The 15,692-nt window shown below is 58.4% G+C and carries 19 protein-coding genes; all 19 read left to right on the top strand.

Features of this window, described 5'->3' with window-relative positions; genetic code table 11:
- The first annotated feature begins 63 nt into the window (after positions 1 to 63).
- Positions 64 to 1,383 carry a dicarboxylate/amino acid:cation symporter gene (locus AXE86_RS09905; protein ID WP_061946644.1) on the top strand — a complete coding sequence of 440 codons (1,320 nt, stop codon included), beginning with the start codon at positions 64 to 66 and terminating at the stop codon, positions 1,381 to 1,383.
- Between the two features lie 29 nt (positions 1,384 to 1,412).
- The gene (locus AXE86_RS09910; protein ID WP_335338493.1) at positions 1,413 to 2,201 is read left to right on the top strand and encodes an NYN domain-containing protein; all 789 of its coding nucleotides are present in this window, start codon (positions 1,413 to 1,415) and stop codon (positions 2,199 to 2,201) included.
- Between the two features lie 225 nt (positions 2,202 to 2,426).
- Positions 2,427 to 2,900, top strand: coding sequence for a hypothetical protein (locus AXE86_RS09915; protein ID WP_009442404.1), 474 nt, complete (start codon positions 2,427 to 2,429; stop codon positions 2,898 to 2,900).
- Between the two features lie 20 nt (positions 2,901 to 2,920).
- On the top strand, positions 2,921 to 3,556 hold the full coding sequence (locus tag AXE86_RS09920) for a hypothetical protein (RefSeq protein WP_050344133.1): 636 nt from the start codon (positions 2,921 to 2,923) through the stop codon (positions 3,554 to 3,556).
- A 127-nt stretch (positions 3,557 to 3,683) separates the two neighbouring features.
- The gene (locus AXE86_RS09925; protein ID WP_009442401.1) at positions 3,684 to 3,956 is read left to right on the top strand and encodes an ACT domain-containing protein; all 273 of its coding nucleotides are present in this window, start codon (positions 3,684 to 3,686) and stop codon (positions 3,954 to 3,956) included.
- Positions 3,957 to 4,007: 51 nt separating this feature from the next.
- Entirely contained in the window at positions 4,008 to 5,333 is a 1,326-nt protein-coding gene (locus AXE86_RS09930; RefSeq protein WP_371137025.1) for a PFL family protein, read from the top strand.
- The gene (nth, locus tag AXE86_RS09935) at positions 5,333 to 5,965 is read left to right on the top strand and encodes an endonuclease III (RefSeq protein ID WP_061946647.1); all 633 of its coding nucleotides are present in this window, start codon (positions 5,333 to 5,335) and stop codon (positions 5,963 to 5,965) included. The genes AXE86_RS09930 and nth overlap by 1 nt, the downstream gene beginning before the upstream one ends.
- A gap of 27 nt (positions 5,966 to 5,992) precedes the next feature.
- Entirely contained in the window at positions 5,993 to 6,442 is a 450-nt protein-coding gene (locus AXE86_RS09940; RefSeq protein WP_009442398.1) for an N-acetyltransferase, read from the top strand.
- 12 nt (positions 6,443 to 6,454) lie between these two features.
- A complete protein-coding gene (gene aroF / locus AXE86_RS09945; RefSeq protein ID WP_009442397.1) occupies positions 6,455 to 7,468 on the top strand; it encodes a 3-deoxy-7-phosphoheptulonate synthase in 1,014 nt (337 codons plus the stop codon).
- Entirely contained in the window at positions 7,465 to 8,355 is an 891-nt protein-coding gene (locus AXE86_RS09950; RefSeq protein WP_061946650.1) for a prephenate dehydrogenase, read from the top strand. The genes aroF and AXE86_RS09950 overlap by 4 nt, the downstream gene beginning before the upstream one ends.
- Positions 8,356 to 8,449: 94 nt before the next feature.
- Positions 8,450 to 9,064, top strand: coding sequence for a transcriptional repressor LexA (gene lexA / locus AXE86_RS09955; protein ID WP_061946651.1), 615 nt, complete (start codon positions 8,450 to 8,452; stop codon positions 9,062 to 9,064).
- A gap of 281 nt (positions 9,065 to 9,345) precedes the next feature.
- Entirely contained in the window at positions 9,346 to 10,455 is a 1,110-nt protein-coding gene (cbiD, locus tag AXE86_RS09960; protein ID WP_009442394.1) for a cobalt-precorrin-5B (C(1))-methyltransferase CbiD, read from the top strand.
- Entirely contained in the window at positions 10,452 to 11,096 is a 645-nt protein-coding gene (cbiE, locus tag AXE86_RS09965) for a precorrin-6y C5,15-methyltransferase (decarboxylating) subunit CbiE (RefSeq protein ID WP_232294873.1), read from the top strand. Before cbiD ends, cbiE begins: the two co-directional genes overlap by 4 nt.
- Positions 11,093 to 11,668, top strand: a complete 576-nt coding sequence (gene cbiT, locus AXE86_RS09970; protein WP_061946655.1) for a precorrin-6Y C5,15-methyltransferase (decarboxylating) subunit CbiT — start codon at positions 11,093 to 11,095, stop codon at positions 11,666 to 11,668. The genes cbiE and cbiT overlap by 4 nt, the downstream gene beginning before the upstream one ends.
- Before the next feature lie 7 nt (positions 11,669 to 11,675).
- Complete coding sequence (gene cobM, locus AXE86_RS09975) at positions 11,676 to 12,431, top strand: precorrin-4 C(11)-methyltransferase (protein WP_061946656.1); 756 nt, start codon at positions 11,676 to 11,678, stop codon at positions 12,429 to 12,431.
- Complete coding sequence (locus AXE86_RS09980; protein WP_061946658.1) at positions 12,428 to 13,516, top strand: cobalt-precorrin 5A hydrolase; 1,089 nt, start codon at positions 12,428 to 12,430, stop codon at positions 13,514 to 13,516. Before cobM ends, AXE86_RS09980 begins: the two co-directional genes overlap by 4 nt.
- Entirely contained in the window at positions 13,504 to 14,259 is a 756-nt protein-coding gene (gene cobJ, locus AXE86_RS09985) for a precorrin-3B C(17)-methyltransferase (RefSeq protein ID WP_061946659.1), read from the top strand. Before AXE86_RS09980 ends, cobJ begins: the two co-directional genes overlap by 13 nt.
- Positions 14,256 to 15,038: a precorrin-6A reductase gene (gene cobK, locus AXE86_RS09990; RefSeq protein ID WP_061946660.1), complete on the top strand. Its 783-nt coding sequence runs from the start codon at positions 14,256 to 14,258 to the stop codon at positions 15,036 to 15,038. Before cobJ ends, cobK begins: the two co-directional genes overlap by 4 nt.
- A gap of 9 nt (positions 15,039 to 15,047) precedes the next feature.
- The gene (locus tag AXE86_RS09995; protein WP_061946661.1) at positions 15,048 to 15,683 is read left to right on the top strand and encodes a precorrin-8X methylmutase; all 636 of its coding nucleotides are present in this window, start codon (positions 15,048 to 15,050) and stop codon (positions 15,681 to 15,683) included.
- Positions 15,684 to 15,692 lie beyond the last annotated feature (9 nt).

Raw genomic sequence — 15,692 nt, forward strand, 5'->3', positions numbered from 1 at the left:
ATGATCTGCTCAGCATCATCGTATCAGCGATTTCTTACATCTTGGGATATGGAGGGATTCTCTATGGCAGATCAACATAAACATACGCCGCATGATGAGGTGGAGCAGCAGGCGCAGGCCGCGCTCTCTGCCGCGAAGCTCAGCGGGCAGAAGCGTCAGCTCGCGCTGTGGATCGCGGCACTCATCGTCGGTGGTATTCTTGGCTGGGCGAACGTGCCCGCACTGAACGACCTGTTCAGCTTTATCGCAACCGTCTTTACGCGCCTTTTCCAGTTCGTCGCCGTGCCGACGATTGCTCTTGCCGTCATCACGACGCTTGCCGCGCTTGGGACGAAGCGCGACACGGGGCGCATCTTTGCCCACGCCGTCACCTACACACTGCTGACGACGATCTGTGCGGCGGCGGTCGGACTAGCACTTTTCCTCTGGCTCGCACCTGCGAACCTGCCCGCCGATGTCGTCGGCGCGGGCATATCGGATGTGCCGGGCAAGCTGGAGGGACTGTCCTACTACGATCACTTCCTCTCCATCGTTCCGAACAATGTGCTCGCCCCGTTTGTCTCGGGAAACGTCCTCTCTGTCATGCTTGTCGCAGCAGCGGCGGGGCTTGGACTTGCCTTCGCACCCAAGACGGAGAACCGTGAGATGTTCCTCAAGGGGATTCATGGCCTGCAGGAACTGCTCTTCACGCTCATTCGTGCGCTGATCACTGTCCTGCCCGTGGGGATCCTCGCCTTTGCCGCACAGCTCGCGGCACAGATCGAGGCGGGCGTCATCATTGGTTCACTCGGTGTCTATACCGCTGTCGTCATCGGCGGCAATCTGATTCAGTTCTTTATTGTCATTCCGTTCTTCCTCGCTGTGCGCGGGCTGAATCCCGTGCGCGTGTTCCGTCAGATGATGCCGGCGGTCGCGGTCGCTCTCTTTACAAAGAGCTCGGCAGGTACGCTCCCCGTGACACTCGCTTCTGCCGAGCAGCGTCTTAAGGCGCATCCTTCGGTGACACGTTTCGTCCTGCCAATCTGCACGACAATCAACATGAACGGCTGTGCTGCGTTCATTCTCGTGACCTCGCTCTACGTCATGCAGAATGCAGGGATGGAACTCTCGCTCGGCACGATGATCAGCTGGCTCTTTATCGCCGTGCTCGCCGCCGTCGGCAATGCGGGCGTTCCGATGGGCTGCTATTTTCTGACGCTCTCTCTCATGGTGTCGATTGGCGCACCGGTCGGGCTCATGGGGGTCATCCTGCCGATCTACTCGATCATCGATATGATTGAGACGGCGGAAAATGTCTGGTCGGATTCGGCTGTCTGCGCGATCACAAATCACGACCTTGAGGGAACTCTGTCGGACGAGGATGTGCCGGTTCCAAGCGTGTAAGTAAAAATATCATAGAACTGTTCTGCTGCGTGCGGAACAGTTCATTTTTAAAAAGAAGGAATCAGGCGTTCGCAAGTAGAATAAAAGAGGTATGGCAACACAGGAGTGGAGTTTTGCGACACATACAGCAGAGGAGCATCCTCATGAAAATACACGCTTTTATCGATGCAGAGAATATCAGTCAACGCCTGTTTATCGAGGGATGCAGCCGTCTGCAGGAAGATCATGAGCTCGTTCAGATCGATGTATTTGGAAAAGTCTGTCCCAAGTGGGCTGCTGGACACAACTACGTGCGCGCCTTCGTCGGAAAAAATAGTGCCGATACCTTTATGACGGCGGCCATTGTACGTGCAATCTACGAAGAAGCGGAGATCGGCGGGGTCGCCATATTTTCCCATGATCGGGATTTTCTGCCCGCCATCAAGGTAGTGACAGAACATAAGAAGCGCGTTTTTATGGTGGCGGCGCGTCAGATGCGTGAGGAACATCTCAAGCGGCTGGCGATCGACCTTGGACTGATTGACCGCATTGACATTGATCCCATGGGCGCCCACCTCGTATGTCATGCGATGCTTTCGTCCAAAGAGTTGAAAAAGTTGCAGGCGTATGATATGACGACGTGTTTTCTCAAGACACAGAGTGGGCTGCTCGAAGTCCCATTTGCACGCGGGATCGATATGAATCTCTTCTGCCGTCTCATCCCACTCATGGAGATACGGAAAGGGTATGGGAAAACGCGAAAAATGAAGGATATACTCGCCGAGAGTCACCTTTGTGTCCAACAGAATCGGGTGTATATCGACATAGATCGACTCTAAGGAATCACGGATCATCAGAGTTTTCCCGTTATTTACGGGGAAGGGGGACCGCATAAGCGGTATAAAGGGCACAAGAAAAACGGGCGAAAAAGATGCGTCAGGATACTTGTACGGAGTTTATCCGTGCTTCCCTAAGATATGAAAAGCCTCTGAAAGGAAATATTCAGAGGCTTTTCAGCGTTTTATCCTATATTTTTATTAATAACAAAATAAGGAGAGAACGTGATGATTTTTTACAGCAAAATCGCAGGATTGGCTCTTGGCATCAGTTTCCTCGGTATGACCGCTGTGCAGGCGTCGGTGCCGCAGGATGCGCTCGCTGCCGGCGGGATTGCATACGGTGCGTCGGAGAGCTATGTGCGCAGTATTTACGGCGCGCCGCGCGAGGTGGAGACGAAGTATGACTCCATGTACGCGGGCAGTCATGTGACCGAGTGGGAGTACGGCAGCGATTTTGACATCATCTTTGTGGACGGCGTCGTTCGGCAGATTGAGGTCGGTGCGCGCAACGGCATCTATACGCAGGATAACATCACGGTCGGCAGTGATCTAAGTGCACTGATTGCGGCATACGGGCAGCCGGATGTGATCCATGGGGACGACTACATCTACCGCGTGGATGGGGATAACAGCGTCGGTCTTACCTTTGAAATCGAGCACGGCCGCGTTGCCGAGTTCTGCGTGGGCACAATCCGCTGAGGGAGAGATGGTCGGTGAAGATGCGAAAGAACGCAATGTATGCGGGAATTGCCATCGCAGGAGCCGCAGCTGTTCTTACCGCCTATTCTATGTTTCCGGGCTGTGCGGAAGAACCGCAGGACGGTACGCATAGCGGACATGTACCGATTGCACGTGAGTCTGTCAAAAAGACGTTGATGGCGGATGATGCGGCAAAGCGTGAGGCACAGCTGCTTCGCCAGCACCGTACAGAGGAGCAGACCTCGGCCGTTCGGCTGGAACGCAAATCACTGCTCCTCGGCGGCATCGCGTACGGTGCGGGGGACGCAGAGGTGCATGCCAGCTATGGAACACCGCAGGAGACGACATCGCAGAAATCCATGCGCTATGCGGGCAAGGATATCGTTGCCTGCAGATATGAGGATGGCCTTCTCGTCGAGACGGTGGACGGTACAGTGCGCATGGTGCGCGTACGGTCGCACAATACCATTGCCTCCGGCAAGGGCGTACGCATCGGCACGCCCGTCGAGGAGCTGCGGCGTGTCTACGGCGAGCCGAGCATGATTTATGGAAAAGACTACATATATTTCTTCGAGGAGGATCCCACGGTCGGATTTGCCTTCTCCATCACAGACGATCATGTGTCGGAGATGCGGATGGGCGATCTGGGGCTTTGATGCGGCATGGACAGCACGTTGCAGTGTGGTTCATGCCGTATTTGCATTTGACGCTGTCTGTCTTTTTTGATATGATGCAGGGTATATTGCATAGCCCATGTGGGCAAATGGATGAGGAGTGGCAAAGATGAAGCTGGTTGTAACGATAGTCGGACGGGATCAGGTCGGTATTGTGGCGATGGTGAGCGGGATTCTTGCCGAGCAACGCGTCAACATCATGAATGTGAACCAGAATATTATGGACGGTTTTTTCAACATGGTGATGATTGCCGAGATGCCGGATGATGCAGAGATCAAGCTCAAGGAGCTGCAGGAGATTCTGCGGAAGAAGGGCGAGGAGCAGGGACTCGAGATCAAGGTTCAGCATCAGGAGATTTTCCAGGTCATGCACAAGATTTGAGCAAGGAGCGGCAGATTGATTACATTTGAGAACATCCGTGAAACCAATCGGATGATTACGGAAAACCGCCTCGATGTGCGTACCATTACGATGGGAATCTCCCTGCGGGACTGTGCCCATCCAAATCTCGAGAAGTTCTGTCAGAATGTCTATGAGAAAATCACGCGCTCGGCGGAGTATCTCGTTCAGACGGGCGAGGACATCGAGACGGAGTACGGCATCCCCATCATCAATAAGCGTATCTCGGTCACGCCCATCGGGATTGCAGCGGATGCGTGTCAGACGGATTCCTTCGTCCCTGTGGCAGAGGCGCTCGACCGCGCGGGCAAGGCGGTCGGGGTCAACTTCATCGGCGGATTTTCGGCACTCGTCGAAAAGGGCATGACGCACGGCGACCGCGTGCTCATCGACTCCATTCCGCAGGCGATGGCAGCGACGGATATTGTCTGCTCGTCGGTCAACATCGGCTCGACGAAGGCGGGCATCAATATGGATGCTGTGCGCGAGATGGGCGATGTGATCAAGCGCACGGCGGAGCTGACGCGCGAGCAGGAGGCGCTCGGCTGCGCCAAGATCGTCGTGTTCTGCAACGCACCCGGAGATAATCCCTTCATGGCGGGCGCTTTCCACGGTGTTGCCGAGGGCGACCGCGTCATCAATGTCGGGGTCAGCGGCCCCGGTGTGGTCAAGCATGCCCTTGAGGATCTGAAGGGCGCGGACTTCACGGAGATCGCCGAGACAATCAAGCGTACGGCGTTCAAGATCACGCGCGTGGGACAGCTCGTCGCGCGTGAGGCGTCACGCCGCCTTGGCGTCCCGTTCGGCATCATCGATCTCTCTCTGGCGCCGACCTCGGAGGTCGGAGACAGTGTGGCGCGCATCTTGGAGGAGATGGGGCTCGAGGCGTGTGGGGCACCCGGTACGACGGCGGCACTCGCACTCCTCAACGATGCAGTCAAGAAGGGCGGACTGATGGCGACCTCTCATGTCGGCGGCCTGTCAGGGGCGTTTATTCCCGTCAGTGAGGATGAGGGCATGATCGACGCCGTTCAGCGCGGCAGTCTTTCCATCGAGAAGCTCGAGGCGATGACCTGTGTCTGCTCGGTCGGACTGGATATGATCGCGATTGAGGGCGATACGCCTGCCAGCACGATTGCCGGCATCATTGCGGATGAGGCGGCGATCGGCATGGTGAACAACAAGACGACAGCGGTGCGCGTCATTCCCGTGCCCGGGAAAAAGGTGGGGGAGACGGTCTCCTTCGGTGGGCTCCTAGGTTACTCGCCCATCGTCCCCGTCCGCAGTGCCTTCAGCTCGGCGGCGTTCATTGCACGCGGCGGGCGCATTCCAGCGCCGACGCGCGCCCTGACGAACTGATGCGCGTCACGAAGGCCGTTAAGGTGGAGCAGCTGCGTATCCTGCGGTCCCTCTATCCGAATGCAAAGCCCGCACTCACATTCCAGACGCCGTTCGAGCTCCTCATCGCCGTCATCCTTTCGGCACAGTGTACGGATGCACGCGTCAATGTGGTGACGGGACGGCTCTTTCCAAAGGCAAATACGCCTGCTGCGATTGCTGCGCTCGGACAGGCCGCACTCGAGGCGGAGATTCATGACTGCGGATTTTTCCGCATGAAGGCGAAGCACATCATAGAGACCTGTCATATCCTGCTGAATGACTACGGCGGCGCGGTGCCGGCGGACTTTGAGGCGCTGCAGAAGCTCCCGGGCGTCGGACGCAAGACGGCGAATGTCGTGATGAGCGTTGCCTTTCATACGCCCGCCATCGCCGTGGACACGCACGTGTTCCGCGTGGCGAACCGCCTGCGCCTTGCGGTCGGTACGACGCCGCTCGAGGTGGAGAAGGGGCTGCAGAAGGCGATTCCACGCGCGGATTGGAGCGACGCACATCATTGGCTGATCCTGCACGGCAGACAGGTCTGCAAGGCGCGCAAGCCGCACTGCGATACGTGTGCTCTCGCAGCAGTCTGCCCGAGCAGCACGGCATAGGATACGGGGAAGAGAGGAGGTATATGCGTGATCTATCGCAAGGCGAAATTTGACGACGTTGAGCCGATCTATCAGCTCGTACGGGACTATGCGGCGCAGGGGGATATGCTGCCGCGCTCACGCAATACGCTCTATGAGAACCTGCGCGATATTGTCGTCGCTGAGGAGAACGGTACCGTCGTCGGTGTCGGGGCACTGCGCATCATGTGGGATCGTCTCGCCGAGGTGTGCATGATGGCGATTGCACCGACGCATATACGACAGGGGATCGGCGCAGAGATCGTGCGCCGCCTCCTCGATGAGGGGGATACGCTCGGCATTGAGAAGTTTTTTACTCTCACCTACAAGCCGGCATTTTTTGAGACCCTAGGCTTCCTCCGCATCAGCAGGGAGGAGCTGCCGCAGAAAGTTTGGAAGGAATGCATCGACTGCCCCAAGTATCCGAACTGTGATGAAATCGCCATGATAAAGGTATGACGGAGGTACGCTATGATCGTCGTTATGAACGCAGGAGCTACGCAGGAGAACATCGACCATGTGATCGCCAAGATTGAGCAGGCAGGACTGCGCACGCATCTCTCGAAGGGAGAGGACCGTGTCATCATCGGGGTGATCGGGGACAAGCAGCTCATTTCAGGGCTCGAAATGAATATGATGGAGGGCGTCGAAAAGACGGTGCGCATCACGGAGAAGTACAAACTCGTCAGCCGCGAGTTCCACCCCGAGAGCAGCATTGTCTACGTGTCGGGCTTCCCTGTCGGAGGTGAGCAGCTGGCGATCATGGCGGGACCGTGCTCCGTCGAGAGCTACGATCAGGTCTATGACGCTGCGGTCAAAGTCAAGGCGGCGGGAGCACAGTTCCTGCGCGGCGGCGCGTTCAAGCCGCGTACGAGCCCGTACGACTTTCAGGGGCTCGGCGAGGAGGGGCTGAAGATCCTGCGCGATGTCGCGGATAAGACGGGACTCCGCGTTGTTACGGAGGTTGTGGACAAGGACGACATCGGACTCGTCTCGGAGTATGCCGATCTCCTGCAGGTCGGTGCGCGCAATATGCAGAACTTCCAGATGCTCAAGGCACTTGGCAAGACGCAGAAGCCTGTGCTCTTCAAGCGCGGGCTCTCCGCAACGATCAGCGAGTGGCTGAACGCGGCGGAGTATATTGCGGCGGGCGGCAACGAGAACATTATCTTCTGTGAGCGCGGCATTCGTACGTATGAGACCTATACGCGCAATACGATGGATCTCAACGCGATTGCAGCACTCAAAGAGCTGACGCATTTCCCCGTTATTGCCGACCCCAGTCATGGGACGGGTCGGTGGCAGATGGTGCGCCCGTTGGCGCGTGCCTCCGTCGCCGTCGGCGCGGACGGGCTCATCATCGAGGTGCACTGCCGTCCCGAGCTGGCACTTTCCGATGGCGATCAGAGCTTGATCCCGCGCAACTTTGAGATGCTGATGGATGAGGTGCGGCAGATTGCTCCTGCCGTTGGGCGGCGCGCATGACGCGGACGAAGCTTGCCATCATCGGCGTCGGACTGATCGGCGGCTCACTCGGGCTGTGCCTCAAAGAGGCTCTCGGTGACGAGATCTACATTACAGGGCTCTGCCGTTCGGAGCAGTCCATGCGCGCAGCGATGGACTGCGGTGCAGTGGACTATGCAGGGGCGGATCTGGCGAAGGTAGTCGGGGATGCGGACATCGTGTACCTCAGCCCGCCCGTCCTCCAGATTGTTCCGATGGTACAGAAGATCCTGCCGTATCTGAAACGCGGTGCGATCCTGACGGATGCAGGCAGTACGAAGGGCGAACTCTATCGGCAGCTGCATGAGATCCTGCCGGCGGATATCTACTATATCCCGGGGCATCCGATGACGGGACGCGAAAAGAGCGGCGTAGCGGTGGCGACAAAGGATCTCTTTGCCCATAAGGCGTACGTCATCATCGACGATCCGGCCGTCCCGCAGGAGGTCAAGGAGCGTCTGATGGATGTCCTGCGCCTCACGCGTGCCCGATTTACGACACTTGATCTCGCACAGCACGACCGCTGTGCCGCGGTCATCAGCCATGTGCCGCATCTCGCGGCGGCAGCCCTCGTCACCCTCCTCAACCGCAGCGGGGATGATCTCTCCTCCTGCCTGAAGCTCATCGGCGGCGGGTTCAAGGACACGACGCGCATCGCCTCCTCGAATGCCGATATGTGGGCGGACATCTGCATGACGAACGCGGAGGCGATCACGGATGCCCTGCGCGAGCTGCAGACGATCATGGGGGAGGTCATCACGGCCATTGATGCAGGAGATCGACAGGCGATCCACGACTATTTTTCCGCTTCGAAGGCACGCCGTGACAGTATCCTCCACGATGCAGAGCAGAAATTTGATACGAATTAGTGGAAAATCTTCTCTTACCCCCCTTTTTTTTAGAACGTATATATGCTATGATATCAATAATAGTATGTATGCGGACCTGTCAGGGGGTATCACGGTGAAGAAGACAAGAATATCCACGCGGCGGCAGTCGGAGATCTTGGACTACATCAAGGAGTTCTTGGTGGAGAAGGGGTATCCGCCCTCGGTTCGTGAGATCGGTACGGCGGTCGGGTTGAAATCCAGTTCGACGGTGCACCGCTATCTGTCGATGCTCGAGGAGAACGGCATGATTCGCCGTGATGCAACGAAGCCGCGCGCGATCGACATCATGGGGGAGAATCCGTGGGGTCGCACGATCCCCGTGCCGCTGGTCGGTGTTGTGACGGCGGGCGAGCCGATCCTCGCCGAGCAGAATGTGGAGGATGTGTTCTCCTTCCCACGTGGCCTTCTCGGGACAGCAGAGGATGTGTTCATGCTCCGCATTCAGGGGGACAGTATGATCAACGTCGGCATCTTCGACGGTGATTTCGTGCTCGTGCGCCAGCAGCCGACAGCGAACAACGGCGATATCGTCGTGGCGCTCGTCAACGGTGAGGCGGCGACGGTGAAGCGTTTTTTCCGTGAAAAGACCTGCATCCGCCTGCAGCCCGAGAATGATTCCATGGAGCCGTTCTACGAGACGGATGTCCAGATTCTCGGCAAGGTGATTGGGCTCTATCGTAATATTTGACAGGACACTGGGGAGCACTGTGTAAAATGCACGGTGCTCCCTTTTCATTTTGTCGGCAGAGTGTTATAATAAATCAGTTTTTCTTCGATAAAGGAATCACTGATAAAATGAGGTCTGCCAGATTGGCGTAGATTTTTTCGTCCGAACGAGGTGGAAAACCGGACGCAGAGTGGTGCTCTGTGGAGGATTTTCCGCCGAAGTGCGGGCAAAAAAGATGCGTCAAGATGGTTTACCGAATTTATCAGTGCTTCCTAAATTTCTTGTTTTGACGGAGACGATGTATGGCGACAGAACTGCGCAGCGGATATACGACAGGTGCGTGCGCGGCAGCCGGGGTCAAGGCGGCACTTCTCTTTTTGCAGGGGAAGCCGTGGCAGGAGATTTCCCTCACGGCATTGGACGGAACGCCGCTGACGATTCCCGTCAAGGTGGTCACACGCACGGAAGACGGGATCTGTGCAGAGGTCGTCAAGTTCTCGGGCGATGATCCCGATATCACGAACGGCGTTTCCGTTTTCACGACGATCCGGCTATGCGATGATGCCGATGGGATTGTATTCCGTGCGGGCGAGGGGGTCGGCACGGTGACAAAGCCGGGGATGAGCCTTCCTGTCGGTGAGCCGTCGATCAATCAGGGACCGCGCGAGCTGATCCGACGCGTTGTCGCCGAGATGACGGGGCGGGAGGATGTCGGTGCAGAGGTGACGATTGCCATCCCGGCCGGGACAGAGCTGGCAAAGAAGACGCTCAATCCCGTGCTCGGCATAGAGGGCGGCATCTCCGTGATCGGTACGACGGGCGTGCTTCGCCCCATGTCTGAGGAGGCGTTCAAGGACTCCCTTGTTCCGCAGATCGATGTGGCACGTGCGGCGGGGGAGGAGGTGCTCGTCTTCGTCCCCGGGAAGATCGGGCAGCGGATTGCCCTCTCTCTGGGGATTTCGCAGACAGCGATTATTGAGACGAGCAACTTCATCGGCTTTATGCTGGAGCGCGCCGTCGAGCGCGGCACAAAGGGTGTACTGATTCTCGGTCATACGGGCAAGCTCGTGAAGATTGCCGCCGGTATTTTCCATACGCATAACCGCATGGCGGATGCACGGCTGGAGACGCTCGCGGCGTATGGTGCCGCCGAGGGGCTCAGCCAGACGGAGGTGCGCGCCGTATTGGCATCAAATACGACGGAGGATGCCTTGGCGGTGATCGCGTCGGCAGGGCTCGCTGAGCGGGTCTGCGCGGTGATCGCCGCACGCGTGCGTATCCGTGCAGAGCGGTATCTTTTCGGAAAAATGAAGGTTGGTGCCGTCATGGTGAATTTCGCGGGGGAGATCCTCGGTGTGGATGAGCAGGCACGAGCTTTTGCTGATGCTTGTGGATGGAGACTGAACGCATGAGACATACGATCACCGTCGTCGGCATCGGCCCCGGCGACCCCGCCTATCTCCTGCCGCAGGCACGGGCGGCGATCCATGACGCACGCGTCCTCGTCGGCGGGCGGCGTGCGCTCGCCGATCTTGCTCCTGCGGGAGCGCATACGCATGTAATCGGAGCGGATATTGCAGAGGTACTGACCTATATCCGGGATGCGCTCCGCGATGATGATGTGGTGGTCATGGTCTCGGGAGATCCCGGCTACTACTCGATGCTGGATGCTCTGCGTCGGACGTTCCTACCCGAGCAGATGGCTGTGATCCCGGGTATCAGCTCGATCCAATTTGCCTTTGCACGGCTCGCCCTGCCGTGGCATGATGCGCGTCTGCTCAGTTTTCACGGGCGCGAGCCGCGGACAGAGGAGCTCTCGCGTACGGCAGAGGCCATGCTCGGGATGCTGACGGACGGGAAGCACAACTCGCAGACCATTGCGCAGCGGCTGCTCTCCTCGGGCTGGCGTGCAGATGATGTGATGTATATAGCGACGCGCCTTTCTTATGCGGATGAGAACATTGTTCGGACGACGCTGGGAGATGCGGCGCGTGATGAGGGAATTGGGCACGGCGTGATTATTGTCTGTGCAGTGAAGGAGGATGATGCATGAATCTCGGCATAAAAGATGACGCTTTTGTGCGCGGAAATGTGCCCATGACGAAGGAGGAGATACGCATCCTCACGCTCGTCAAGGCGCAGATTGCCCCCGATGCTGTCGTCTATGATGTCGGCGCGGGGACGGGCTCGCTCTCGGTGGAGGCGGCGCGCCTTGCACCGCAGGGGCATGTCTACGCCATCGAAAAGAATCCCGAGGGAATCGCCCTCATCAAGGAGAATGCGGCACGTTTTTCCACACAGAACCTCACAGTGGTCGAGGGGGCGGCTCCCGCCGCGCTGGACGGGCTTCCCCATCTCGATGTCGCCTTGATCGGCGGCAGCGGACGGCGTCTGCCCGAGATTCTGGACATCATCGGAACGCGTATGCAGAGCGACGGACGCATCGTGGCAAATGCGATTACGATGCAGACGGTCTCCGCCTGTCTGGATTATTTCCATGCGCATGCGGAGCTCTATACGTGCGAGGCTATACAGGTGCAGATCAGTCGGTTGGAACGCGTCGGTCCCTACGATATGGCAAAGGCACTGAATCCAATTTATATCATTACGGCACAGAGAAAGTGAGGAATACATGATTCATATTGTCGGTGCGGGTCCCGGTGACCCTGAGCTCATCACGGTGAAGGGCGCACGCTATCTGGCTGAGGCAGATGTCGTCATCTATGCCGGCTCACTCGTGAACCCCGCACTCCTCGATTTCTGCAAGGAAGAGGCGGAGATCCATAATTCGGCGCACATGACGCTCGATGAGGTCATCGAGGTGATCGCGCGTGCAGAGACGGCAGGGAAGATGACCGTGCGTCTCCATACCGGTGACCCTGCGATCTACGGAGCAATTCAGGAGCAGATGGACGCGTGGGAAAAGCGCGGCTTTTCCTATGATGTTGTGCCGGGCGTGAGTTCCTTCCTCGGGACAGCGGCGGCGCTGCGGCAGGAGTATACCCTGCCCGGCATCTCGCAGACGGTCATCATCACGCGCAACGAGGGGCGCACGCCCGTGCCGGGGCGCGAGAAGCTGCGCAGTCTCGCTGCACACCATTCGACGATGTGTATTTTCCTCTCGATCACGATGATCGAGGAGGTGGCAGAAGAACTGACAGCGGGCGGATATGAGCCGACGACGCCTGTCGCCATTGTGCAGCGTGCGACATGGCCGGAGCAGAAGATCCTGCGCGGTACGCTTGCGACGATTGCAGAGCAGGTGAAGGCGGAGGAGATCGACCGCACGGCGATGATCGTGGTCGGCGACTGCCTTGATGCGGTGTATGAGCCGTCGCGGCTCTATGCTGCCAATTTCTCACACATGTTTCGGGATGCAAAGCAGTGAGAGTTGCTGTCTTTGCCCTGACGGACGGCGGAGCTGCGCTCGCGGCGCGTCTCTGTGCCGCTCTTGACGGAGAGGCACGGCTCTATTTGCCGGAGCGGCTACGCGGCAGTACACCCACGGCAGGACATACTGCCTATTTTGCCCACCTGTCCGCAGCGATTACGACGGCGTTTGCACGCTATGATGCACTCGTCTGCGTCATGGCGACGGGGATTGTCGTGCGCACGCTTGCTCCCTGTGTCCGCAGTAAACTGTACGACCCTGCCGTGATCGTCTTTGACGAGCAGGGACGGCATGGCATCAGTCTCCTTTCGGGGCACGTCGGCGGGGCAAATGATCTGACACGCACGCTCTGTGCGGCGGTAGGTGCGGATCCCGTTGTTACGACGGCAACGGATGTGACGGGGGTGCTCGCCCCCGATGCTATCGCTGCGCGGCTTGCCTTGCGCCCTGTGCCAAAGTCTGCCATACAGGTGCTGAATACGGCGCTCATGGCGGGCGAGGAAGTGCATTACTATATCGACAGTGATCTGCCGCAGGCTGCCTTCTATGAGGCGCAGCTGCGGGAGCAGGAGATCGGTGCGCGGCTCTTTCGCGGTGTGGTTCCTCCTGCGGATGGGACGAGTTGTCGCGTTGTCATCGTTGGGGCGGAGCATGTGCCTGCTGCTGCGGAGGAGCGGACGCTCTATCTCGTTCCGCGGCGCCTCATTGCGGGCGTCGGATGTCGTGCCGATGTAACGGAAGCGCAGATTCTTCGTGCGTTGACGGAGGCATGCGGGATGATCGGACGGGAACCATCCGCCATCGACCTTTTTGCGAGTACCGAGGTCAAGCGCAATGAGGCAGGGCTTCTCGCAGCCTCGCAGACACTCGGACGAGAGATTGTCTTTTTCCCGCAGGAGGCGCTTCGGCAGATGATTGAGGACTATGGTCTGACCGAATCGGATTTTGTGCGGAAAACAATCGGTGTCGGAAATGTGTGTGAGGCGGCGGCACTCTGTGCAGCAGGCACAGAAGGCGGCCGCATGGCACTCGGAAAAACAGTATTTGGGAAAGTGACGGTGGCACTCCTATGGGAAAAATAAGTGTTGTGGGTATCGGCCCCGGCAGTACGGATGATATGACCTATCGTGCACATCGCACGATTGAGGAAGCAACGGCGGTTGTCGGCTACAGCCGCTATATCCAGCTGATCGCCGACCTGGTCGAAGGGAAAAAGGTGCTCGATACGGGCATGACGCAGGAGATCGATCGCTGCCGTGCGGCACTGGAGGAAGCAGCAGCGGGGGAGAATGTCGTCGTGATCTCGAGCGGCGATGCCGGCATCTATGGCATGGCCGGGCTGGTGCTCGAGCTCCTCATGAAGATGGATGAGGATCAGCGTCCCGAATTTGGCGGCGTGATCCCGGGTGTCTCTGCACTGAGTGCAGCGGCAGGGCTCCTTGGTGCGCCGATCATGCACGACTTTGCCGTCATCAGTCTTTCCGATCTCCTCACGCCGTGGGAGCTGATCCAGGAGCGTGCAGAGCTCGCGGCGAAGGGAGACTTCGTCACTGTGCTTTACAATCCGCGCAGCCATAAGCGTGTCGGCCAGATCCAGGCCGTGCAGGAGATCTTCCTGCGTGAGCGTGCGCCTGAGACGCCCGTCGGCATTGTGACATCGGCGAGCCGCGAGGGAGAGAACGTGGTGATCTCAACCCTCGGTGCGTTCACCAAGGAGGACATCAATATGTTCTCGATTGTGATCATCGGCAACTCGAAGACGAAGCAGAACGGGCAGTGGATGATTACGCCGCGCGGCTATCAGAAGCGGGAGCCGGGACTGTGATCTTCACAGCTGCGGGGACGCAGGACGGGCGTGCTGTCGTCCGCCGTCTCTGCGAAGCGGGATACGACGTCACAGCATCCGTTGTGAGTTCCTACGGGGAGCAGCTGCTCGAGGCACAGCATGCGGCAGGCGGGCATCTGACAGTGCATGATACGCCGCTCGATACGGACGAAATGACGGCGTATTTCAGGACACATGATATTCGTGTTTTTGTCGATGCAACGCATCCATACGCCGTCAATGTTTCGCGCAACGCCATGACGGCGTGTGCGGCGGCAGATGTTCCCTACATTCGCTACGAGCGCGATTTGAGCGATATCTCGTATGAGAAGGTACATCTCGTACACTCCTATGAGGAGGCTGCGGAGACCGCGGCGGGCTTGGGGCAGCATATCTTTCTTACGACGGGCAGCCGCAATCTGGCGCGCTTCGTCCATGCGACAGCGGCGCTTGACTGCGTGCTCACGGCACGCGTTCTGCCGACGGCGGAGGTCGTGGCACTCTGCACGGAGCTGGGGCTGACCCCCGCGCAGATCATTGCGATGCAGGGACCCTTTTCCCGTGCGCTGAACCGTGCCATGTACGAGAAGTACGAGGCAGATGTGATTGTGACGAAGAACAGCGGCACTGTCGGCGGGACGGATGCGAAGTTTCAGGCGGCGGAAGATCTCGGCCTGCCTGTCGTGGTGATCGACCGCCCTGTGCTTTCCTATCCGCATCTGGCCCATACGGCGGAGGAAGTTCTGGCGTTTGTTGCTGATATTTATGATAGAAAATAGGAGACCTTCATGGATTTTATCAAAGAGCCGATGACCATTGAAAATCGCAGCATGGAGCTGATCGCACCGCATCTGGCGGAGCTGCATCTCGACGAGCGTGAGACGAAGCTCTATTCGCGCCTCATTCACGCGTCGGGAGATGTGGGCTATGCGCCCATTACGCGCGTCCACCCGCAGGCGATTGACGCGGCGATTGCTGCCCTGAAACGCGGGGTCGATATCTATACGGATGTCGAGATGGTGCGTACAGGCATCAACAAGAAGAAACTGGCCTCGTTCGGCGGCATGGTGCACTGCCTGGTGGCAGATCCCGATGTTGCCGCACGCGCAAAGGCGGAGGGGATTACGCGCTCAATGGTCGCCATGCGTACGTTTGGCAAGGATATGGACGGCAGTATCGTCGCCATCGGCAACGCACCGACGGCACTCTTTGAGGTCCTGCGCCTGGTCCGTGAGGAAGGCATCCGCCCCGCCTGTATCGTCGGTATTCCTGTCGGCTTTGTCGGTGCGGCAGAGTCCAAGGCGGAGCTCGCCGCAAACGATATCGTTCCCTACATTACGGTCGAAGGGTCGAAGGGCGGCAGTCCGATTGCGGCAGCGGCAGTCAATGCGCTGATGTATATGATCGACAACACCCGTCCCTGAGGAGTGCAT

It is taken from the genome of Selenomonas sp. oral taxon 136 (assembly GCF_001554015.1).
Classification (GTDB): domain Bacteria; phylum Bacillota; class Negativicutes; order Selenomonadales; family Selenomonadaceae; genus Centipeda; species Centipeda felix.

Coding starts and splice junctions, on each gene's coding strand:
- AXE86_RS09905 (WP_061946644.1), top strand. CDS start 64: ATGGCAGATCAACATAAACATACGCCGCATGATGAGGTGGAGCAGCAG.
- AXE86_RS09915 (WP_009442404.1), top strand. CDS start 2,427: ATGATTTTTTACAGCAAAATCGCAGGATTGGCTCTTGGCATCAGTTTC.
- AXE86_RS09920 (WP_050344133.1), top strand. CDS start 2,921: ATGCGAAAGAACGCAATGTATGCGGGAATTGCCATCGCAGGAGCCGCA.
- AXE86_RS09925 (WP_009442401.1), top strand. CDS start 3,684: ATGAAGCTGGTTGTAACGATAGTCGGACGGGATCAGGTCGGTATTGTG.
- AXE86_RS09930 (WP_371137025.1), top strand. CDS start 4,008: ATGATTACGGAAAACCGCCTCGATGTGCGTACCATTACGATGGGAATC.
- nth (WP_061946647.1), top strand. CDS start 5,333: ATGCGCGTCACGAAGGCCGTTAAGGTGGAGCAGCTGCGTATCCTGCGG.
- aroF (WP_009442397.1), top strand. CDS start 6,455: ATGATCGTCGTTATGAACGCAGGAGCTACGCAGGAGAACATCGACCAT.
- AXE86_RS09950 (WP_061946650.1), top strand. CDS start 7,465: ATGACGCGGACGAAGCTTGCCATCATCGGCGTCGGACTGATCGGCGGC.
- cbiD (WP_009442394.1), top strand. CDS start 9,346: ATGGCGACAGAACTGCGCAGCGGATATACGACAGGTGCGTGCGCGGCA.
- cbiE (WP_232294873.1), top strand. CDS start 10,452: ATGAGACATACGATCACCGTCGTCGGCATCGGCCCCGGCGACCCCGCC.
- cbiT (WP_061946655.1), top strand. CDS start 11,093: ATGAATCTCGGCATAAAAGATGACGCTTTTGTGCGCGGAAATGTGCCC.
- cobM (WP_061946656.1), top strand. CDS start 11,676: ATGATTCATATTGTCGGTGCGGGTCCCGGTGACCCTGAGCTCATCACG.
- cobJ (WP_061946659.1), top strand. CDS start 13,504: ATGGGAAAAATAAGTGTTGTGGGTATCGGCCCCGGCAGTACGGATGAT.
- AXE86_RS09995 (WP_061946661.1), top strand. CDS start 15,048: ATGGATTTTATCAAAGAGCCGATGACCATTGAAAATCGCAGCATGGAG.